Origin of the sequence: Rhodococcus sp. BP-261 (assembly GCF_019835205.1) — a bacterium.
Taxonomy (GTDB): Bacteria; Actinomycetota; Actinomycetes; order Mycobacteriales; family Mycobacteriaceae; genus Rhodococcoides; species Rhodococcoides kyotonensis_B.
This window is the reverse complement of sequence record NZ_JABUCO010000004.1, coordinates 358,516-380,999: the sequence shown is the minus strand read 5'-3', so window position 1 is coordinate 380,999 and position 22,484 is coordinate 358,516. Positions and strand designations below refer to the sequence as shown.

General features: G+C 66.3%; 13 protein-coding genes. 8 read left to right on the top strand and 5 right to left on the bottom strand.

The window, feature by feature from the left end; all coding sequences use genetic code 11:
• Positions 1–36 precede the first annotated feature (36 nt).
• Genes HQ354_RS07445 through HQ354_RS07430 form a run of 4 tightly spaced genes read right to left on the bottom strand, consistent with a single transcriptional unit; the run spans position 37 to position 10,685 of the window.
• A complete protein-coding gene (locus tag HQ354_RS07445; protein ID WP_222634338.1) occupies positions 37–810 on the bottom strand; it encodes an ABC transporter permease in 774 nt (257 codons plus the stop codon).
• Positions 807–1,583: an ABC transporter permease gene (locus HQ354_RS07440; RefSeq protein ID WP_308115140.1), complete on the bottom strand. Its 777-nt coding sequence runs from the start codon at positions 1,581–1,583 to the stop codon at positions 807–809. The genes HQ354_RS07445 and HQ354_RS07440 overlap by 4 nt, the downstream gene beginning before the upstream one ends.
• Positions 1,580–2,536, bottom strand: coding sequence for an ATP-binding cassette domain-containing protein (locus HQ354_RS07435; protein ID WP_114331117.1), 957 nt, complete (start codon positions 2,534–2,536; stop codon positions 1,580–1,582). The genes HQ354_RS07440 and HQ354_RS07435 overlap by 4 nt, the downstream gene beginning before the upstream one ends.
• Before the next feature lie 10 nt (positions 2,537–2,546).
• Positions 2,547–10,685 carry a non-ribosomal peptide synthetase gene (locus tag HQ354_RS07430; RefSeq protein ID WP_222634339.1) on the bottom strand — a complete coding sequence of 2,713 codons (8,139 nt, stop codon included), beginning with the start codon at positions 10,683–10,685 and terminating at the stop codon, positions 2,547–2,549.
• 130 nt (positions 10,686–10,815) lie between these two features.
• Between HQ354_RS07430 and HQ354_RS07425 the strand changes: the two genes are divergently transcribed.
• Positions 10,816–11,652 carry an HAD family hydrolase gene (locus HQ354_RS07425; RefSeq protein WP_222634340.1) on the top strand — a complete coding sequence of 279 codons (837 nt, stop codon included), beginning with the start codon at positions 10,816–10,818 and terminating at the stop codon, positions 11,650–11,652.
• Positions 11,653–11,832: 180 nt separating this feature from the next.
• Here the strand turns inward: HQ354_RS07425 and HQ354_RS07420 are convergent, their stop codons facing one another.
• A complete protein-coding gene (locus HQ354_RS07420) occupies positions 11,833–13,920 on the bottom strand; it encodes an N-acetylmuramoyl-L-alanine amidase (protein WP_068430124.1) in 2,088 nt (695 codons plus the stop codon).
• Positions 13,921–14,237: 317 nt separating this feature from the next.
• Here HQ354_RS07420 and cobM point away from each other — a divergent pair, with 317 nt between their 5' ends.
• From cobM to zomB, 7 genes are all read left to right on the top strand, one after another.
• Positions 14,238–15,059, top strand: a complete 822-nt coding sequence (gene cobM, locus HQ354_RS07415; RefSeq protein ID WP_222634341.1) for a precorrin-4 C(11)-methyltransferase — start codon at positions 14,238–14,240, stop codon at positions 15,057–15,059.
• Positions 15,056–15,784 carry a precorrin-6A synthase (deacetylating) gene (cobF, locus tag HQ354_RS07410; RefSeq protein WP_068429995.1) on the top strand — a complete coding sequence of 243 codons (729 nt, stop codon included), beginning with the start codon at positions 15,056–15,058 and terminating at the stop codon, positions 15,782–15,784. Before cobM ends, cobF begins: the two co-directional genes overlap by 4 nt.
• Positions 15,785–15,851: 67 nt before the next feature.
• Positions 15,852–17,081, top strand: coding sequence for a UDP-galactopyranose mutase (glf, locus tag HQ354_RS07405; RefSeq protein WP_174551478.1), 1,230 nt, complete (start codon positions 15,852–15,854; stop codon positions 17,079–17,081).
• Positions 17,078–18,985 carry a glycosyltransferase gene (locus tag HQ354_RS07400; protein WP_222634342.1) on the top strand — a complete coding sequence of 636 codons (1,908 nt, stop codon included), beginning with the start codon at positions 17,078–17,080 and terminating at the stop codon, positions 18,983–18,985. Before glf ends, HQ354_RS07400 begins: the two co-directional genes overlap by 4 nt.
• A 31-nt stretch (positions 18,986–19,016) precedes the next feature.
• Positions 19,017–19,499 carry a phosphatase PAP2 family protein gene (locus HQ354_RS07395; RefSeq protein ID WP_374107309.1) on the top strand — a complete coding sequence of 161 codons (483 nt, stop codon included), beginning with the start codon at positions 19,017–19,019 and terminating at the stop codon, positions 19,497–19,499.
• Positions 19,496–20,401, top strand: coding sequence for a decaprenyl-phosphate phosphoribosyltransferase (locus tag HQ354_RS07390; RefSeq protein WP_068430006.1), 906 nt, complete (start codon positions 19,496–19,498; stop codon positions 20,399–20,401). The genes HQ354_RS07395 and HQ354_RS07390 overlap by 4 nt, the downstream gene beginning before the upstream one ends.
• A 4-nt stretch (positions 20,402–20,405) precedes the next feature.
• Complete coding sequence (gene zomB, locus HQ354_RS07385; protein WP_374107308.1) at positions 20,406–22,328, top strand: flagellar motor control protein ZomB; 1,923 nt, start codon at positions 20,406–20,408, stop codon at positions 22,326–22,328.
• The last annotated feature ends 156 nt before the right edge of the window (positions 22,329–22,484 follow it).

The following is a 22,484-nucleotide window of genomic DNA, read 5'->3' as shown; positions in this document are numbered from 1 at the left end:
ACGGACGGTTCCTGAGAACGTCAGCCGAAGAGAAGATCACCGTGGCTGCGTTGCCCGTCGCAATCCGCGGTAGGCCGGGACGACGGAGACGGCGAAGATTCCGACCGACCAGATGCCCGCTTTCGCCAGCGCCGCGCCGGCCGGTTCACCGAGTGCAATCGCCTGCATCGCCTGGATCGCGCAGCTCATCGGCTGGTACTCGACGAGCGGCTGTATCCATGACGGATAGGCAGCGATCGGCACGAAGCCCGGGCTGAGGAACATCGACAGCGAGCAGAACAACGACACCGTCTCGACGAGTGCCGTCTTGCCGAGCGTGAACGACGCGGCCATGACAGCCGTCGTGAACGCCATGCCGTACACCAACGGGATCAAGACGAACAGCACCACCGAGCCGTGGAACGTGAAACCCAGAAGCAGCCCGACGGCAATGATGGCTAGCGTAGTGACCAGAATTCGTGTGCCTTCTGCCGTCACACGACCCGCGAGGCCGGATGCGCGGTGGATCGGCAACACCCAGAACCTGGCGAGAATGCCTGCGTCCCATTCCCTTCCGAGGGTGACGGCACCGGCGACGGATCCGAGCATCGCGCTGAGCACCGCGGTCATGGGCACTGTCCCGTACAGTGCGTCGTGACCGGAGAATGCGGATACCTGCTGTCCCAGAACGATGTTCAGGATCACCAGCATGATGGCGGGGTAGACGATCGACTGCATCAGGGTCATCGGATCGCGCACGATATGCAGTAGCAGGCGCCTGCTCTGGATCAGAGTCTGGGGGACGAGCGCGGAGGTGGCGTTCTCGGTCATGGGCGTCTCGTATTCACGCGGAGGGACAGGGGAACGAACAGCAGGAGCATGCCCGCGAGCCACAGCACGGCGGGCAGCAGCGAGGACCCGGTTGCGGTGCCGTCGGCGAGGCCTCGCAGTGCCGTGGTGAACTGTGAGATGGGTTGGTTGCGGACGAACGGCTGAACCCACTGGGGGAACTGGTCGATCGGCGCGAAACCGGTCGACAGCAGGCCGAGAATCAGCTGCGGGAGGACGAGGATCTGCGTCGTCGCCTCCGGGCTCGTGGACAGGGTGCCGACCATGTCTGCGCCGACGATCAGTGTCACCGCGATGACGACGACGAAAGCGACGAAACCCACAGTCTGAAGCGCGCTGCCGGAGAACCGGAATCCGATCACATGACCACATGCGAGGGCCGCGGCGGAGGAGATCGCACACTTGAGCAGTCCCGTCGCCACGCGCGACGACAGTGGCACGGCCGGCGAGACGGGCATCGACGCGAACCGTCTGTTGATGCCCGTGGTGGCGTCGGTCGCAGCGAGGAACGCCGCCGAGATGGCCGTGAACGCGATGGCCTGCAACGCGATCAGAGGCATCAGGAACTGCCCGAAGTCGGACACGCCGTTGCCGAACATCGAAATGACCTTCTGCAGTGGCAGATAGAAGCCGATCGTGAACACGACCGGCCCGATCAGCGCCGTCACGAACTCACCCGCACGCATCGACGTGCGCAGCGTGCGCGACGTCAGCACCCACCACTGAAAGCCCGAGGACCGGGCAGGCGCGGTCACGACGCGACCTTGTCTGCGACTGGTGTGCCGGTGAGAGACAGGAAGACCTCGTCGAGCGAGGGGCGTCGCAGTGCGATGTCGACGAGTTCGACGTCGGCACCGTCGATTCGGTGCAGCACCTCGGCCAGCGTGCGGGCGCCGTCGGGCGCGGGAACGGACACCCGGTCGGATGTCGGGTCGAGGAGGAAGCCACCCGGGAACATCGGTCGGAGGACCTCGGCGACGGCGGGCACGTCGTGCGGGTGCAGCGGAACCACCTCGCAGTAACTTCCACCGGTGCGCGCCTTCAGTTCCGCCGAGGTTCCCTCGGCGACGACCGTGCCGTGATCGACCACGACGATCCTGTCGCTCAACACATCTGCCTCCTCCAGATACTGCGTCGTCAACAATGTGGTGATGCCCTGGTCCGAGAAGCCGGCGACCAAGTCCCACACGGCCTGTCGGCTGCGCGGATCGAGTCCTGTGGTCGGCTCGTCGAGAAACACGACCTCGGGTGGGACGACGAGACCGCAGGCGATGTCGATGCGGCGACGCATCCCACCGGAGTAGCGGCCGACGCGTCGACCGGCCGCGTGGGTGAGGTCGAACTCGTCGAGCAGTTCGTCCGCACGACGCTTCGCATCGCGGCGCCGCATGCCCATGAGTCGGGCGAACATCACGAGATTCTCGTAGCCGGTGAGGGTTTCGTCGAGCGTGGCGTTCTGGCCCGTCAGCATGATGGACGCGCGGACACCTGCGGGGTCGGTGACGACGTCGTGTCCTGCCACGCGTGCCGTCCCGCTGTCCGGTGTGACGAGTGTGGCCAGGACACCGACGGTGGTCGTCTTGCCCGCGCCGTTCGGCCCGAGCACCGCCAGCACCTCACCGCGCTGGGCGGCGAAGTCGATGCCGCGCAATGCCTGGACGGGGCCGAACGATTTGCGGAGGTCGCATACTTCGATCGAGGTGGTCATGTGATCCTTCCTAGGAGGCGAGTGCGTAGGTGAAGTGGGCGGCCAGCGGGGCCGAGATCTGGTGCAGCGAAGCGGAATCCAGCATGCCGTCGTGGGTGGCGTCGACAGCATGGTCGTCGATCCAGCCGGTGACGTAGGTTCGCCACGTCTCGGCGGCGTGTGAGTCGCGAGCGCTGAAGAACAGCACGTCCCCGTCGAACACCGGCGGGCGATATCCGACGAGCAGTCGTAGTGCGTTGTTGTAGGCCGTCGCGAGACGGTCGACGTGCTGCGCTTCGACGGGAACTCCGACGGTTTCCCGAACCCGCATCGCTGCGTCGTCCGCAGTGATCTCGGACGTCACTCCGTCGATGCCGAGTACGGGCGCGAACTCACCGAAGAATTCACCGGTGGTCAGTGGATTCGGCGGTTCGAGCTCGCACGCGTCGACGTCGGAATCGAGCATCGCCAGCAGCGACACCTCCTGGCCCATTGCTTGCAGCCGGGTTGCGACTCCGTGTGCGACGAACCCGCCGTACGACCATCCGAGCAGGTTGTACGGGCCATGCGGTTGCACCGCGCGGATTTCGGCGAGATACCGATCGATCACGTCGTCGAGGTGCGTGGACGTCGTTGCCACCCCGGCCAGTTCGGGTGCCTGGATACCGTAGACGGTGCGATCCGTTCCGAGCATCGCCGCGAGTCCCGCGTAGCTCCATGCCATCCCGGATGCGGGATGGATGCAGAACAGCGGAGCCTCTGTGTCGCCGCGCCGCAGCGGGACGACGGTGTCGAACGGTGTCGATTCCGAGCCGGTGTCGCCGTCGTCGATTCGGCTCGCCAGCGTTGCTGCAGTGGGGGATTCGAACAGGTCACGCAGCGACACAGGTGACTTAAGAGCCGCGTTGATGCGCGTCACCACTCGGGTCGCGACGAGCGAGTTGCCGCCGAGGTCGAAGAAGGAGTCGTCGGCACCGACGTCGTCGACGCCCAGTATCTCGCTGAACGCGTCCACCACGAGCAACTCGATCGGTGTGCGCGGAGCGCGGTAGCGTCGACGCCGAGATGCGAAGTCCGGCTTCGGGAGCGACGCCGTATCCAGTTTCCCGACGGGAGTAAGCGGGACCTCGTCGAGCATCTGGACGACCGTCGGGACCATGTATCCGGGCAAGCGTTCGGATGCGTGTTGCCGCAACGCTTCCGGATCCGGTGTCGTGCCGTCGGCGGCAAGAACGTAGGACACCAGGACCGTCGCTCCCGCAGGTCCGTCGACACCGATCGTGACGGCGAACTCGACGTCGGGACGCTCGGTGAACGTCGCGTCCACCTCGCCGAGTTCGACGCGGAAGCCGCGAATCTTCACCTGGAAGTCGGCGCGGCCCTGGTAGTGCAGTCGCTCTCCGTCCCAGCGGACGATGTCACCCGTGCGGTACATGCGAACGCCGGGATCGGTGGGATGCGCGACGAATCGCGTCGACGTCAGGTCCTGGCGGTTCTGATATCCACGCGCGACGGCGGGGCCGGCGAGGTACAGCTCGCCGGGGGTGCCGTCGGCGACCGGGCGGAGCCAGCTGTCCAGAACCAGCATCGATGCCCCGCGAATCGGACCACCGATGTCGACCGGTGAATCTGTCTGCAGCGGAGCCGAACCCGTCGCCCAGATCGTGAACTCGGTGGGTCCGTAGTGGTTCAGCATCACCCGATCGCCTGCCCACCGCTCGACCACGTCGCGACTCGGTGCCTCACCCGCGACAGCCAACACACGCACACTGTCGATCGGATCCACCGTGGCCAGCGCTGCGGGCGTGATGACCATGTGCGTGACGCGTTCCCGACGCACCAGCTCGGCGAGCTCGACACCTGCCATGACGGTCGGTGGTGTGACGACCAGGGTGCCGCCGTGTGCACAGGCCATGAGCGACTCCGAGATCGACGCGTCGAAACTCGGTGAGGCGAAGTGCAGCACGCGTGCCGTGCTGTCGAGGCGAAACTCCTCGCGCTGTGACTCGGCGAAATTCGCCAGCCCGCGATGCGGAACCGCGACGGCCTTCGGCGTCCCGGTCGATCCCGACGTGAAGATCATGTAGGCCAGGTTGTCCAGGTGTGGAGCCGGTGCGTCCACAGGTGTCGTGCTGCAGGCGGTGTCGGTGGTGTCGATCCACGTCATCGGCGCGTTGAAGGCGGGGATGTCGTGATCGGCGATGATGCCGATACGGGCGCCGCAGTCGTCGAGCATGCGCTCGATCCGCTCGGCGGGCAGTTTCGGGTCGATCGGAACGAACGCGGCGCCGGTCTTGACGACCGCCCACATCGCGAGGACCGACTCGATGGACCTCGGGATCGCCAGTGCAACGAACGTCTCCGGCCTCGCGCCGTGCCGAACGAGTCGGTGTGCCAGCGCATTCGACCGTGCATCGAGTTCGCGGTAGGTGATCTCCGTGCCCTCGTAGGTGACGGCGATGCGATCGGGGTGTGCCGCGACCGTGTCGGACAGGATCGACGCGAAGGTACGCGGAGCGTGTGCTGCTTCACCACGGATGGGCTCTGCAGCCGGCGACAGGGCCAGGACTTTCGTGTCCGGCTCGGCAGCGACCCGCGACAGCAGATCCACGCAGCGGTCGAGTACTGCTTCGGGATCGTCGACGGCGTTCTCCAGGTACTTCAGCGTGATCTGCAGTGAGTCACCCGGGATGATCAACAGCGACAGCGGATACGGAGTTGCATCGGTGCCTTCGGCGTCGACGACCCGCATTCCGGCCAGGTCCAGTGACTGCGACAGCGCCGCTCGGTCGACCGGGTACGACTCGAACACCGTCGACGTGTCGAACAGTTCGGGAAGTCCTGTTGCCTCGTGGATATCGCTGAGCCCGACGTACTGGTGGTCGAGCAACTGGGACTGTTCTTTCTGGACGCGAGACATCAACTCGGCGAGCGTCTCTCGCGGATCCAGCTGAACTCGGACGGGAACGGTGTTGATGAACAGTCCGACCATCTGCTCGACGCCCGGCAGAGCCGGTGGCCGACCGGACACCGTGCCGCCGAAGACGACGTCGGTCCTGCCGGTCAGCGACGACAGCGTCATCGCCCACGCGGTCTGGATGGCCGTGTTGATCGTGATGCCGTGCGTCCTGGCCAGCCCGTGCAGAGCGGCCGTGACGTCGGCGCCGAGCGCCCGGGAGTGCTCACCCGCGGTGCTGTCGCCGCCGATGTGGTCCGACGACGACACGAGCGTCGGTTCGGTGACTCCGTCCAGTGCCTCCTGCCACGCCAGCCGAGACGCGCCGCGGTCCTGCTCTGCCAGCCACGCCAGGTACTCGCGGTACGAGCGTGCGGGCGGAAGTGAGACGACGCCGTTCAGCGCCGCGTAGAGCGTCAGCAATTCCTGGACCAGCAGAGGCGTGGACCAGCCGTCGAGCAGGATGTGGTGGTTGGTCATCACCAGGCGGTATCCGTCGTCGGAGGTACGGATCAGTTCGAACCGGATCAGCGGCGGATGTGCCATGTCGAAGCGAGTAACCCTGTCCTGCTCCAAGATTCGGTCCAATGCTGCGTCTTCCGCGCCACGTAGATCGGTCTCGGTCCAGCCGACGTCGAGTTGATCCAACACGATCTGTCGAGGGCCCGAATCCTGCTCGCGGAAGGCGACTCTCAGATTCTCGTGCCGGTCGACGAGTGCCTGTGCTGCATCGTGCAACCGGCCGGCGTCAACGGTGCCCGTCAACGTCAGAACGGACTGGACGATGTAGCTGTCCGGACCCTCCGCGTCGAACACCGCATGGAACAGCAAGCCCTCCTGCAGCGGCGACAGGGGCCACACGTCGATCAGTTCCGGGAATTCGGTTTCCCACGAATCGATCTCGGTCTGCGTCGTGTGCACGAGCGGGAAGTCCGACGGCGTGTGCCTCGTGACGGTCTCGGCGTCGGCGTGCGCGGCCAGGGCGGTCAGTGCATCCATCCACGCGGTGGCCAGGTCGTCGACGTCGTCGAACATGGTCGACGCGTAGGAGAACGTCGCCACCAGCTCGGTGTCCGAACCCGTTTGTTCCGCAACGACATTGATGTCGATCGCGGCGGGAAGCGGCATGGCCGGATCGGCATGCGACGCGAATCGGGCAGGCATGAAGGGGGAATCGGCTGCCGTCTGCACGCGTCCCAGGTAGTTGAAGGACACCTGGGGCGTCACGGCGATCTCCGACGCGTCGGCCAGGTGGCGCAGCATGCCGTAGCCGATGCCATGGTCCGGTATCGTGGCCAGTCGTTCCTTGACCGCTTTCAGCGCCGTGCCTGCGGCCGGACCCGCGGCGAACGCGTCGGCGATGTCGATGCCGGTCAGATCGAACGCGACGGGGAAGACCGTCGTGAACCATCCGACTGTGCGCGCCAGATCGACTCCGGGCACTGCCTGCTCCTCTCGTCCGTGGCCTTCGAGCGAGACCACGGACGTCGCACGGCTACGCCAACGGGCGACGGCCAGGGCCAGTGCAGCCAGCAGGACATCGTTCGGCCCGCACCCGAAGCGGTCGACGACGGTGCCGAGGACGGTATCGGTGAGTGCCGCCGGGACGGTCACGACGCTGTCGACGCGGGTGGCGACGGTATCGATCGCCGGATCGATCGAGCGGTGCGACAGTGGGGCATCCGGTGTGCGTGCGATGTCGGACCACAGGGACACCTCGTCCATGCGCCGGGCGGCACAGTCGGTCAGTCCGTGCGCCCATCGGCGCATCGAGGTGCCGACGGGTTCGAGCGACTCACCCATCACGGCGGACGCGAAGTCCGGCAGCAGGATTCGCCACGACACTCCGTCGACGGCGATGTGGTGCAGGACGATCCACAGAGAATCGTCGGTGCGGGCCAGCTGGACGACCTTCCCGGTTCCCGGATCGAGACGATCCGCGGCATCCTCCAGGTCCCCCGTGACGAATGCCGCTGCGGCATCGACGGATCCGGCCGGCATGATCTCGTGCTTGTCCGTGACGCGGGAGCGCAGGGCGTCGTGATGATCGATCAGAATCGCCGCTGCAGTGATCAGCGTGTCGTCGGAGATGCCGTCGGGAAGGGTGATCCGGACTGCCTGGCTGTAGGTGCGGAAGTGGCCCGCAGCCACCATCTCGGCGGCAACCGGCGTGAACGGCACGTCTCCGACGCCGCCGCCCGGTAGTTCGTCGAGCACCGGTGCGGCGACGATATCGGTGGCGATATCGGCCAGTGCTGCAACGGTCTTGCGCTCGAAGACGTCGCGAGCGGTGAAGTGCAGTCCTGCGGTCTTCGCGCGGGACACCAGTTGGATCGAGACGATACTGTCGCCGCCCAGGGCGAAGAAGCTGTCGTCGGCGCCGACGGAGTCGATACTCAGAACGTCCTCGAACAGTGCTGCGATCGCGATCTCCCGTTCGGTGCTCGGCGGTCGGTGCGACGTCGACGTCGTGAACACCGGGTCGGGAAGTGCTGGGCGGTCGACTTTGCCGACCGGGGTCAGCGGGACCGTGTCCAGCACCATGATCGACGACGGCACCATGTAGGCGGGCAGGGTCGCGGACAGCTGCGCGGTCAGGGCGGCGACGTCGACCCGTCCGGTGACGTACGACACGAGAATCGTTGCACCCGAATCGGTTCGGTGGCCGATCGTCATGACGAAGTCGACGTCCGCTGCGGCGGAGATGGCCGCGTCGATCTCGGTGAGCTCGATGCGGAACCCGCGAATCTTGACCTGGAAGTCGCTGCGTCCCGAGTACTCGAGCTGGCCATCGGAGTTCCAGCGCACGAGATCGCCGGTGCGGTAGAGGCGTTCGCCGGGGAAGTACGGGCTCGCGACGAACCGGGATGCCGTGACGGCCGGACGATCGTGGTATCCGCGGGCCATCGCCTCACCCGCCAGATACAGCTCGCCGACGCGTCCAGCGGGGACGGGCCGCAGCCAGCGGTCCAGAACGATGGCCGACGTGCCGCCGACCGGGGTGCCGATCGTGACCGGGCCGTCGACGCTCATCGGTGCGCTGTAGGTGGACGTCACCGTCATCTCGGTCGGCCCGTACCCGTTGATCATCTGCCGGTCGCCTGCCCACCGGGCGCGAAGCTCCGATGGGCAGGCGTCGCCACCGACGACTACATGGGTCAGGTCGGGCAGTTTCGTGGGGTCGAGCGTGCCGAGAACGGCAGGGGTGACGTCGGTGTGCGTGACGCGCTGCGCGGTCAGCAGGTCGGCGAGTTCGCTGCCGCCGTAGGTTCCGGGAGGTACGACGACCACCGTCGCGGCCGCAGCGAACGTCACCAGGAGTTCCGACAGGGACGCGTCGAAACTCGGTGAGTAGAAATGTGTCTGGCGCGAGTTCTCGGTCAGTCCGAGGCGGGTGACACCGTCGTCGACCAGATCGGCGAGTCCGCCGTGCGTGACGACGACGCCCTTCGGCTTCCCCGTCGACCCCGACGTGTAGATGATGTACGCGGCGTTACCCGGGCGGATCGGCGCGATACGGTCGGCGTCGGTGATGGGTTCGGTGGAGAAGTCGTCGTGTCCGGTGACGTCGTCGATCGACAACAGTGCGCCGGAGTCGGACACGAGGTAGTCGATTCTCTCCTGCGGGTAGGTCGGGTCCACGGGGACGAACGCAGCGCCCGTCTTGGCGACGGCCCACATCGCGACGATCGACTCGATCGAGCGTGAGATCTGCACCGCTACCGTGGTTTCGGGGCGCGCGCCGTCGGAGATGAGTGCGCGAGCAAGACGGTTCGAGCGTTCGTCGAGTTCGCGGTAGGTGATCTCGTCGTCGCCGTTCGCGATGGCGATTCCGTCGGGACGCCGGGTCGCCGCGTCGCCCAGGATCTCCGGAAAAGTCCGTACGGCAACGGGTTCGGCGCCGCTGTGCATCTCATCGACGTCGGTCATGTCGAGGGTGACGACCGGTGTGGACGGCGAGTCCAGGAATCGTTCGAGGAACGCGAGGAATGCGGTGTGATGGCGTGCGAGATCGTCGTCGGAATAGAGCTCCCGATTACCTTGGAAATCGATGTGCGTGCTCTCACCGCCGACACCGGGGTAGATGTTCACGAACAGGTCGTCGATCATGCCCGACGTCAGCACGTGCAGGCGGCCGGTGAAGTCGCCCAGCATGATTCGCGTGTCGAACATCATCATGTTGACCGACGGTCCGAAGCCCGACGCGTTGCCGAGATTGCGGGCGATGTCTTCCTGACGGTATCGCTGACGCCGCAGGGCCCCCGTGAGTTCCAGTTGCGCGTCGCGCACCAGATCGGCGACCGACGTCGCGGCCGTCAGCCGCAGACGCAGGGGGACGACGTTCGCCATCATGCCGCCCGAGCGTCGCAGCGCGGCGGTCGTTCGTGCCGAGACCGGCAGGCTGAGGGTGACCTCGGTGCTGTCGGTGGCACGGGCCAGATACGCACCGAAGGCGGCGACGGTGACGGGTGCGACGCTCGACTCGAGCTGCGCCGCAACCTCTTCGAGCCGCTGCGACATCGCGCGGCTCAGTTCGCCGCGGTGCAGCCTCGGATGTGCCCCGGCCGGTGCTGCGTGGCCGGCCAGGCTGACCGGGTCGGGAAGTCCGGCGAGGTGCTCGGTCCAGTACTCGCGGTCGGCGTCGAAGCGGTCCGACGCGCGGTATTTCCGGTCGGCGTCGACGAGGATGTTCAGGTCCTCGGCCTTGGATGCCGGTGCGTCGCCGCCGAGGGTGTAGAGCTCGGCGCAGCGCTTCAGGAGCGTCATCGCGCCGTACCCGTCGAGGGCGATGTGGTGGATGCGGGAGTACCAGAACGACTGCTCGTCGCCGACGCGCAGGACGGCCATGTTCACGAGACGATCGCGCGTCGGATCGAGGGGCGAGGTGTACTCGTCGTACATCCAGGCTCGCGCGGCGGCGATCGGATCTGCCTCGCCGCGGAGGTCGAAGTACGGCATGGTCTCGGGGGTGGAGGGATCGATCGTCTGCATCGGGTGGCCGTCCACCTCGACGATGCGCAGGTAGCCGGTGCCGAACTCGCGGCCCGCGGTCTTCGCCGCAGTGGTCAGGCGCTCGATGTCGAGATTGCCGTGGATCTCGACGTACTGCGCGATGGAGATGGGGACGTCGCCCGCCAGGTGCTGCGCGAACCAGATTCCGCGCTGAGCGGCGGAGAGCGGGAAGGTCGTGGCCTCTGAAGTGGTGAAATCCATGTACAGAACACTCGTCGGGATCGGGCTTCGCCGACACGGACCCTCGAGGTGGTGGCGTGCACCCTGAGGTGGTGGTTTTTCCGCCCTGGGTGGGGCTCCGCTCCACTGGCGCGGATGTCGGTACGGCAGAATGACCCCGATGCCTGAAACCAGCCGTATCCAGCCCCGCCTCGTTGCCAGCGACGTCGACGGCACGCTCCTCGACCCGCACGAGAACGTCACCCCGCGTACCCGCAGGGCCGTGCTGGCCATGGCCGCCGAAGGAACGCCGTTCGTGCTGTCCACCGGCCGTCCGCCGCGCTGGATCGGGCCCGTCGTCGAGCAACTCGGGTACGCCCCCATGTGCGTGTGCGCCAACGGGGCCGTCGTCTACGACAGTGGCACCGACCGCATCCTCGACGCGCAGACACTGTCCAGCGACACGCTGCGCTGGCTCGCCGACATCGCCTACCGCACCCTGCCGGGCTGTGGTCTCGCCGCGGAACGCGTCGGCGCCACCGCTCACGACGCCGCGACCCCGCAGTTCGTCAGCTCACCCGGCTACGAACACGCCTGGCTGAACCCGGACAACACCGAGGTCTCGCAGGACGAGGTTCTCGACGTCCCGGCCGTGAAACTGCTCATCCGACTGTCCAGCGCATCCAGCGGAGAGATGGTCGACGCCTTGGAACCGCTCGTCGACGGTCGCGCCGACCTGACGTTCTCCACCGACAACGGACTGATCGAACTCTCTGCGCCCGGTGTCACCAAGGCGTCGGGGCTCTCGGTCGTCGCCGAGCGGCTCGGCGTCGCGGTCGGCGAGATCGCGGCGTTCGGCGACATGCCCAACGACGTGCCGATGCTGAAAATGGTGGGCCTCGGCGTCGCCATGGGCAACGCGCATCCCGCCGCTCTGGCCGTCGCGAACGAGGTCACGGCCACCAACGCCGACGACGGCGTCGCGCGGGTCCTCGAGCGTTGGTGGTGACGGTTCGGCCCTCCCCGGTGGCATCGATGGTCCCCGGCAGCCGTTGGACGGCTACCTCGGCGCATCGATGCCGCGCCAGCCCCCGGTCCCCAAAGCCCACGGCCCCCAGAGCCCACGGCCCCGAGAACGCTGAATGCCCCCGCACGCCGTTGTGCGGGGGCATTTCTCTGGGCGGAACTGCTACGGGGCCGGAGCCGGGGGAGCGGGCTCGACCGGGGCAGCGACAGGATTCTGCATCTCCTGCTCGTACGTGTCGTTGTACGTCTTGATGACGGTCGTGACGATGCCGGTGAGCTCGTTGAAGATCAGCGACCCGTTCTCGAAGTCGGTGCGCAGACCTTCCGGAACCCGGTACTCGTCCGTCATCGGCAGACCGAGTTCACCGTTCTCGCCGCCGAGGGCCATGAACTGCTCGAAGATCTTGCCGATCACCGATACAGCTTGTCCGGCAAGCGAAGTGAAGATAGACCCGTTGGTGAACGCCGCGGCTTCGCCGCCGCCCTTGACCTGGACCAGACCGCTGACGGGGGTGCCGAGCGATCCTGTCTCACCGCCGGAGTCGAGCCACTTCTTCGCGATGGGGTTCGAGCTCGCAAGGCGAACCAGTTCGTCGACGAGAGCCGGAATGTTCTGTCCGACAGTGCTGCTCGCATCCGTTCCCGGTGACGACGGCGTTGCCTGTTCCGGCTCGTCCACCGACGGTGCAGGAGCGGTGTCGACGCTTCCGCCCCCGAGATTCGCGGCCGCGATGTCGCGAATCTCGTCCATCTTCGAGTAGGCGGCGTCGCCGGGGCACGTCGTGTTTCCGACGTCGCGGTGCGCGAAGATCACCGGCAGGTCGACGCTCTGGCCCTGGCCGATGAACGTGTAGTTCGTGCCTTCGGACGTCATCGTGGTCTCACCCTTGGGGTCGAGACCTGCCTTGCCCAAACGCCATCCGAGGAACTTGCCGACCGAGTCGAGGGTTTCCTGCGACGGCGACTGCGACGTGTAGTCACCCATCATCGCGATGCCCATGGTGTTCTCGTTGAAGCCACCGGCGTGCGCGCCCTGGACCGGCTTGTCGAGTCCGCCTGCGCGACCCTCGAAGATCTGGCCGTACTTGTCGACCAGCACGTTGTAGCCGACGTCGCACCAGCCGAGCGTCTGTGCGTGGTAGGCGTAGATCGCGCGGACGATCTCGGCCGACTCGGACTTGGAGTAGTCGTTGCTGCCTGCGGTGTGGTGAACCGTTGCGCCACCGAGGAAGTCGTCGTACGTCGGGTTGGCGCAGCGGATCGATTCGTCGGCACCCCACTGTGCACGCGAGATGACCTTCGGCCCTGCATCACCGGCGACGGGCGTCGCGAGGTCGGCGAGCGCGGAGTCCGCAGGCGAGCTTCCCGGCTGGATGAGCACGGCACTGATGTCGGCCAATGCGTCCGCGACGGGAGTTTCCTGCTGGCGCAGCGGCTTCGAGACCGACGCGGGTGTGTACCCGAGATCGGGTGCTGCCGCTTCGGGAGCGGGTGCCTGCGCTTCGGGAGCGGGTGCCTGCGCCTCGGGAACAGGTGTTGCCTCGGGTGCCGGTGCGAGTTCCTGTGCGGGAACGGCAGATCCGGGCCGCGGCGTCAGCAGCATCTGCACGGCCTTCGTCGCGCCGACGAAGATCGGTTCGGTGCCCTTCTTGTCGGGCACGGGTGCGGCGTCGCTCGCGGCGGTGTCGATCGGTTCCGTCGCGATCCACGGGCCCCACGAACCGTCGTCGAGCTGGCGGCGGACCTGCGCGACAGCCCCGTCGAGAGCCGTCGACGTCAGCGCGACCATGCTGAAGGGGTCGTCCTGACGCAGTTCCTTGACGACGGCACCCAAGGGGGCGCCCGGGTCGTCGGCGGACGGGGAAATCGGTGCCGATGCGTTGTTGCGCTCCAGGCCGGGAATGGGAGCTTGCGCCGACGGGCTCGTCGGTGCCGGAACGGTCAGGCCGGGGATCTCCGGGATCGCAGGAAGCGTGATGTTGTCCGGAAGAGGTAGGTACTTCAGGTCGGAGAGGCGCAGGTCCGGCAACGGCAGACCCGTGAGTTCTGCGAGGGGGAGGACGATGTCCGGCGCGGATTCGAGCGCTGTCTCGACGATCTTGGTCGGCACGGTGACAGGGGTGGTCTCGTTGGCCGATCGAACATCGGTGGACGCAGCGTCGCCGGAGATGCTGTAGACCGTCACGGGGCCCGCGACGGCCAGCAAGGCGACTGCGCCGAGAACGATCGACGGCTTCGTTCGACGGTGCAAGGCGTTTCTCCCTGGTTGTTGGGTGCGACGGGCGACCGGTACTGCCATGGCCTCCGCCGCGAAGCTTCCGGCGACGGTGCGACGCGTTCTGCTTCCGTTCAGATCCAATGTCCGCAAGCTTCGATGCTGTTGTTACGTGTGTAACTGTTGATGCTTGAATCAAGTCACACGAGTAACAACAACCTCATCAGACACAAGGCTAAACCTTAGCTTGAGAGTTAGCCAGTGCGGGGATCCGAGGGGCCGCGGCGCGTCGGGCTCCGTGCCTGGGGTTGGGCGTGGAGTCCGCAGGAGCGACCCGATTTAGGCTGCTGCTCGTGACTGTTCACTTCATCGGCGCCGGCCCGGGCGCCGCAGATCTGCTGACGCTGCGCGCGGCGGAGTTACTCCGAACCAGCCCGGTCTGCGTCTATGCGGGCACCTACATCGACGACGCCGTCCTCGCGCATTGCCCCGACGATGTTCGGAAGGTCGATACGGCAAGGATGGATCTCGACGCGATCACCGCCGAGCTCGTCGCCGCGCACGAACGCGGTGAGGACGTCGCCAGGTTGTGCTCGGGTGACCCGTCTCTCTATTCGGCGCTCGCGGAGCAGTCCGCGCGCCTGGACCGGGCAGGTGTGCCGTGGGACGTCACGCCTGGGGTGCCGGCGTACGCGGCCGCAGCGGCGACGTTGCGCGTCGAACTGACGGTTCCCGAGGTCACGCAGTCCGTCGTCCTGACGCGGACCCAGGCACGCTCCACCGCGATGCCCGACGCCGAGGCGCTCACGAACTTCGCGGCGACCGGCGCGACGCTGGTGCTGCACCTCGCGATCACGCGCGCCCGGGTTCTGGCCGACGAGCTGGTCGAGTTCTACGGGTCCGACTGCCCCGCTGCCGTCGTGTTCCACGCCAGCAAGCCGGATCAGCTCGTTCTGACGGGAACGCTCGCCGACATCGCGGATCAGGTCGAGGCCGCGGGGCTCCGGCAGGCGGCAGTGATCCTGGTCGGGCCTGCGGTGGGCCGCACTCCGGGCGTCGAATCGCACCTGTACGACGCGTGCCGGGAACGACCAGGAGTGGAGCCCGCGGAACGACCGGAACGGCCAGGAGTGGAGCCCGCGGAACGACCGGAACGGCCGGGGGGCGACGCGTGAGGGCGCATCTCGTCGGAATCGGCGGAGGCCATCCCGACCAGATCACCGTCCAGGCCGTCGCCAAGCTCCGTGAGGTCGACGTCTTTCTCGTCGCCGACAAGGGCTCCTCGGTGGGCGACCTCGCCCAGGCGCGCGCCGAGATCCTGCGTCGCCACGTTCCCGGTGAGCCGACGGTCATTCAGGTGCCCGATCCGGAGCGCGACCGGAAGCCCGGCGATTACGGCACCGCGGTGCTCGACTGGCACGACGCCCGTGCCCGCGCGTACGAGGAGGTCCTGGCGCAGCTGGATCCGTCGTCGACGATCGGTTTCCTGGTCTGGGGCGACCCGGCGCTCTACGACAGCACCATTCGAGTCGTCGAGAGGCTGGGCATCGATTTCGACGTCACCCCTGGCATCAGCAGTGTGTCGATGCTCGCAGCGGCGCACCGGTTGGTGCTCAATCGCATCGGCGGGCCGATCGTGATCACGACCGGACGGGCCCTGCTCGACGACGTGAACGCGGGGGCGGACAACGTCGTCGTCATGCTCGACGGCCACCTGACCTGCCGCAGCCTGGTCGGCGACGGCCGGTGGAGTATTCATTGGGGAGCCAACCTGGGAACGGACGATGAACAGTTGGTGGCCGGGCCGCTCGACGACTGCATCGGCGAGATCGAGCAGGTGCGTGCGCAGCTCAAGGCCGAGCACGGCTGGGTGATGGATACATACCTGCTGCGCCGGTGACTGGGCAATCCGCCGGCGAACCAACCATGGACGGCACATCTGCCGGCGTCGGATACCCTGGTTGCCCGTGACTGCTGTAACTCCTTCGTCTTCTGCCCGAGATGCCTCCGTGACCGGCCGATACGACCTCATCGTCGTCGGATCCGGATTCTTCGGCCTGACCGTGGCGGAGCGTTCGGCGTCGCAGCTGGGCAAGCGCGTCCTCGTCCTCGACCGTCGTCACCACATCGGCGGCAACGCGTACTCGGAGGCCGAGCCGGAGACCGGCATCGAGATCCACAAGTACGGCGCGCACCTGTTCCACACCTCGAACAAGCGGGTCTGGGACTACGTCAACCAGTTCACCGAGTTCACGAGCTACCAGCACCGCGTCTTCGCGATGCACAACGGGCAGTCGTACCAGTTCCCGATGGGCCTCGGTCTGATCTCGCAGTTCTTCGGCAAGTACTACTCGCCTGCAGAGGCGCGCGCCCTCATCGAGGAGCAGTCCAGCGAGTTCGACGCCAAGGACGCGCAGAACCTCGAAGAGAAGGCCATCTCGCTGATCGGCCGCCCGCTGTACGAGGCGTTCATCCGCGACTACACGGCCAAGCAGTGGCAGACCGATCCGAAGAATCTGCCCGCGGGCAACATCACGCGTCTGCCGGTCCGCTACAACTTCGACAACCGCTACTTCAACGACACCTACGAGGGCCTTCCCGTCGACGGCTACACGGCGTGGCTCGAGAAGATGGCCGACAACGAGCTCGTCGAGGTTCGGTTGAACACCGACTGGTTCGACGTCAAGGCGGAGCTGACGGCCGAGAGCCCCGACGCTCCGATCGTCTACACCGGTCCCCTCGACGCGTACTTCGACTACGCCGAGGGCGAACTCGGTTGGCGCACACTCGATTTCGAAACCGAGGTATTGCCGACGGGCGACTTCCAGGGCACGCCCGTCATGAACTACAACGACGGCGACGTCTCGTACACCCGTATTCACGAGTTCCGCCACTTCCACCCCGAGCGCGAGTACCCGTCGGACAAGACGGTGATCATGCGCGAGTTCTCGCGGTTCGCGGAAAGCGGCGACGAGCCGTACTACCCGATCAACACCCCCGACGACCGCGCGAAGCTCGAGGCGTACCGCGACCTGGCCAAGAAGGAAACGGCCGACGCGGGCGTGCTGTTCGGTGGTCGCCTCGGCACGTACCAGTACCTGGACATGCACATGGCCATCGCCAGCGCGCTCAACATGTACGACAACACGCTCGTCCCGCACTTCGAGTCGGGCGCTGCGCTGACGGGGGACAAATGACGGCCAAACACCTGCTCGACGACGGCGTCCAGGACGTCACCGAGGTTCTCGGCAAGTCGCTTCTGCAGAGGATTCTGCTGCCGCGATCCGGTGAGCCGCTCGACGTGCGCACGCTCTACCTCGAGGAAGCGACGACCAACGCGCGACGGGCACATTCGCTCTCGCGTACGTCGTTGACCGTCGGTGCCGAGTCCGAGGTCTCGTTCTGCACCTACTTCAACGCGTTCCCGGCCAGCTACTGGCGGCGCTACAGCATCCTGACGTCCGTCGTGCTGCGCGTCGAGGTCGCCGGGCACTGCCGCATCGACGTTTATCGGTCCAAGGCCGACAGCTCGCGCATCCACGTCGAGGGCCGCGAGGTCGTCGAATCCGATGCGACACAAGAGTTCCTGATCGATCTCGGCCCGTTCGAGGACGGCGGTTGGATCTGGTTCGACATCACCTCCGACAGCGAGGTCGTGCTCGAGAGCGCAGGCTGGTACGCGCCGATCGAGGCGCCGGGCGAGGCAAGCGTCGCCGTCGGAATCCCGACGTTCAACCGCCCGACCGACGCCGTCAAGGCGCTGGAGGCGCTGGGATCGGACCCGCTGGTTCTCGAGGTGGTCGACGCCGTCATCATGCCGGACCAGGGAACCCGAAAAGCCAAGGACGAACCTGGTTTCGACGCGGCCGCCGCAGCTCTCGGTGGCAGGCTGGCCGTCCACGACCAGGCCAACCTCGGCGGCTCCGGCGGATACAGCCGCATCATGTACGAGGCGCTGAACAACACGTCGGCGCAGCACATCCTGTTCATGGACGACGACATCGAGATCGAGCCGGACTCGATCCTGCGTGCCCTCGCGATGTCCCGCTTCGCGAAAGTACCGACACTCGTCGGCGGACAGATGCTGAATCTGCAGGCGCGCAGTCACCTTCACGTCATGGGTGAGGTCGTCAACCGGACCAACTTCATGTGGACCGGTGCCCAGAACGTCGAGTACGACCACGACTTCAGCGAAAACCCTTTGCGCTCCAGCAAGTTGATGCACCGGCGTATCGACGTCGACTACAACGGTTGGTGGATGTGCATGATCCCGCGCGTCGTCGCGGAGGAACTCGGCCAGCCGCTCCCGCTGTTCATCAAGTGGGACGACGCCGAATACGGTTTGCGCGCACGGGAAGCCGGCTACCCGACGGTCACTCTGCCCGGTGCTGCGATCTGGCACATGGCGTGGAGCGACAAGGACGACGCCATCGACTGGCAGGCGTACTTCCACCTGCGTAACCGTCTCGTCGTCGCGGCGCTGCACATGCCGGGCAACGGCCGAGGACTCGTCCTCGACACCGTCAAGGCGACGATCAAGCATCTGCTGTGCCTCGAGTACTCGACCGTCGCAATCCAGAACAAGGCGATCCGCGACTTCCTCGAAGGACCCGAACACATCCTGGACATCCTGCCGACGTCGCTCGGCGATGTGCACGCGCTGCGCAAGAACTACCCGGACGCCGTCGTCGTCGGCTCCTCGACGGAACTGCCGCTGGCGTCCGGCGAAGAGGTGGGAGCCGTCGGACTGCCCACCAACCCGCTCGCGAAGATCGGCCGTCTCGCGAAGGGCCTGATCCACAACGTCAAGCCCGCGCACACGCGTCACCACGAGCGCCCGCAGCTCAACGTGCCGACGCTCGACGCGCGCTGGTTCCTGCTGTCCCAGGTCGACGGCGTCACCGTCACCACTGCCGACGGCCGTGGCGTCGTGTACCGGCAGCGTGACCGCGAGAAGGCGGCGGCTCTGTTCAAGGAAGCCATGGCGCTGCGGACGGAACTGTCTCGCCGCTTCCCCGATCTCAAGGGTCGCTATCGCGACGCCGTCCCTCACCTCACCAGTAAGGAAACCTGGGAACGTGTCTTTCGTTACGAGGCGTAAGAACCAGAGCGAGGCAGCCGCCGAAGTTCGCATCCTGTCGAAGATCCAGAAGACCGTCGCAGCCCAGCCGGGCGCGATCTCCGTCGCGCGCGGCATGTCCCACTTCGGCGAGCACGCGCTCGGCTGGGTGGCCGTCGCAGGCGTCGGCGCGGCTCTGGACTCGACGCGTCGCAGGCAGTGGGCAGGCGTCGCCGTCGGTGCCGTCGGCTCGCATGCGGCGTCGATCGTGATCAAACGCGTCGTCCGTCGCCCTCGACCGAACGACCCGAGCGTCCAGATCAACGTCTCGACGCCCAGCAAGCTGAGCTTCCCGTCGTCGCATGCCACCTCGACGACGGCAGCCGCGATTCTGCTCGGACGGCTCACCGGTCTACCCTTGCCTGCGGTCCTGGTGCCTCCGATGCTGCTGTCGCGGCTCGTCCTCGGTGTGCACTACCCCACAGATGTACTCGCCGGAACTGCGCTCGGCGCTCTGTCCGCAGCCGCCGTGCGCAAGTTCGAAGGAGATTCATGAGCGAGGAAGCTACTGCCGTCGGGGCGCCCCCGAAGAACCTGGTCGACGGGATCATCAAGGCCCTGCGTCCACGTCAGTGGGTCAAGAACGTCCTGGTCCTGGCTGCCCCGCTCGCCGCGGGATCGGTGACGCAGGCCGACGTCCTGCTGCCCGTGGGTCTGGCGTTCGTCGTCTTCTGCTTCGCGGCATCGGGTGTCTACCTGGTCAACGACGCGATGGACGTCGAGGCCGACCGTGCGCACCCCACCAAACGTTTCCGGCCCATCGCCGCGGGTGTGCTGCCCGTCCCGCTGGCGTACGGCATGGCCATCGCCTGCATCGTGCTGGCGATCGGACTGTCGTTCCTCGCGAACTGGAAGCTCGCGCTGGTCATCGCCGTCTACATCGCGATCCAGCTCGCCTACTGCTTCGGGCTCAAGCACCAGGCCGTGCTCGACATCTGCATCGTCTCGTCGGGCTTCCTGCTTCGCGCCATCGCGGGTGGCGTCGCCGCCTCGATTCCGCTGTCGCAGTGGTTCCTGTTGATCATGGCGTTCGGCTCGTTGTTCATGGCCGCGGGCAAGCGCTACGCCGAGCTCCAGCTGGCAGAACGTACCGGCGCGAAGATTCGTAAGTCGCTCGAGAACTACACGACCACCTACCTTCGGTTCGTCTGGACGTTGTCCGCGACGGCCGTCGTGATTTGCTATGGACTGTGGGCCTTCGAACAAGACGCCGAAACCTCGACCAACTGGTTCGCGATCTCGATGATTCCGTTCACCATCGCGATCCTGCGGTACGCGGTGGACGTCGACGGGGGTCAGGCCGGTGAACCGGAGGAGATCGCGCTGGGCGACAGGGTGTTGCAGGTGCTCGCCCTTGCGTGGATCGGAGTAGTGGGTGTCGCTGTCTACCTCGCGTGAGGCACTGACCGACCCCGCACCCGACGCGCCCTCGGTCAGCTCGCGTACCCCCCTCACCACAGCGATCTTCGGTATCGGCGTCGCCGTCTCCAGCCTGCTGTTCCTGTTCGGTGCCTGGGAACGACGGTGGATCGCCGACGACGGTCTGATCGTCCTTCGCACCGTCCGCAACCTCCTGGCGGGCAACGGGCCGGTCTTCAACGCGGGCGAACGCGTCGAGACCAACACCAGCACCATCTGGACGTACCTCGTCTACGCGGGCAGCTGGCTGAGCGAGGCGCGCATCGAGTACGTCGTGCTGACGATCGCGCTCGTGCTGTCGACCGCCGCCATCGCGATCGCAATGATCGGCACCTATGCACTTCGTGCCCGTGAGCGGATAGTTGGCCCAGGGTCCAACTATCCGCGCACGGGAGCGAAGCGCATCTTTCTTCCCGCCGGCGTACTCGTCTACATCGCCGTCCCGCCTGCACGTGACTTCGCGACGTCGGGACTCGAGACCTGTCTGGTCATCTTCTGGATCGCGACGCTGTGGCTGCTCATGGTCCGGTGGGCGACGCGAGACATCGGCACGGCGGCGCGGGAGCGTAGCCTGCGGAGCGACCAGGCGAAGCTGCTGTTCCTGTCGTTCTGGGCGGGCCTCGGCCCGCTCGTTCGCCCCGAGCTGGTCATCCTGTCCGGGCTCGCGCTCGCCATGATCTTCCTGGCCCCGCAGACCTGGCCGAGTCGGTTCCTCGTGTTCGTGTTCGCCGGCGCCGTCCCCGTGGCCTACCAGATCTGGCGCATGGGCTACTACGGCCTGCCGTACCCCAACACCGCGGTGGCGAAGGACGCGGGCGGCGCCAAATGGGCACAGGGCTTGGACTACCTGTGGAATCTTCTCGGCCCGTACATGCTGTGGTTGCCACTGCTGTTGCTCCTCGTCGGCGCCGTCGTCACGACGGGCACGCCGCGGAAGGTGCAACTCCCGAAGACACTGGGAGGCGCGCAACGTGCGCTGCGGTCGCCGACTGCGGTTCTCGTGTTCGTATTGCTCGCAGGTGTGCTGCAGCTCGTGTACGCGGTACGCGTCGGCGGCGACTTCATGCACGGACGCACGCTGCTCCCGGCACTGTTCACCCTTCTGCTGCCGATCTCGGTGTTGCCGCTGACCATCCCCGCCACGAAGTCCGATACCCGCGGTGTCGTTCTCCTCGGTGCGGGTGCCTTCGTCTGGGTGGTCACGGTGATCTGGGCGTTCTTCGCGGCGAACACGACGGGAATGCCCGAGGGGTCGATCGTCGGTCGATCCGGCATCGTCGACGAGCGCGCCTTCTACGCGCTCAACACCGGTCATGCGCACCCGATCCTGGCGTCTGACTACCTGGACTACCCGCGTATGCGTGCGATGGTCGAAGCCATAGACAACACGCCGGACGGCGGCTTGCTGCTTCCGTCGTCGCAATTCACGTACTGGGACGTCGTGCCGCCACCGTTGCCGATTCCACCCGGCGGCGCAGGGCACACCGTGTACTTCCTCAATCTGGGCATGACGAGCATGAACGTCGGTCTCGACGTTCGCGTCATCGATCAGATGGGCCTCGCGTACCCGTTGGCGTCCCACACCGAGCGGCTGGACAACGGACGCATCGGCCACGACAAGAACCTCTTCCCGGACTGGGTCGTCGCCGATCTCGGCATGGTCGGCGAGCATCCGTATCTGCCCTGGTACATGGACGAGGACTGGAACACCGAGGCGCGGGTCGCGCTGTCCTGCCCCGATACACAGGAATTGATCGCGTCGTACCGGGCCCCGTTGACGAAAGACCTGTTCATCAGGAACATCAAGCGGTCGCTGTTCTATGCGGGTTACCGTTTCGACCGCGTGCCGAAATACGAAATACAGAGATGTGGTTTGGAAGAGCCGGTTCTCCAAGCCGACAATTAGTTGCGCCGATATCGGTTCGACGCCAAGATGGGATATCTCATTTTCGTAACGGAGGTCGAGTTTCGGTCGATGTATGTCGAAGATGTGTGTGACTGATGGGCCGTCGGGACCGAAATCACCACGCTGAACGGGCGAGTCGTAGCACTACGGCCCACC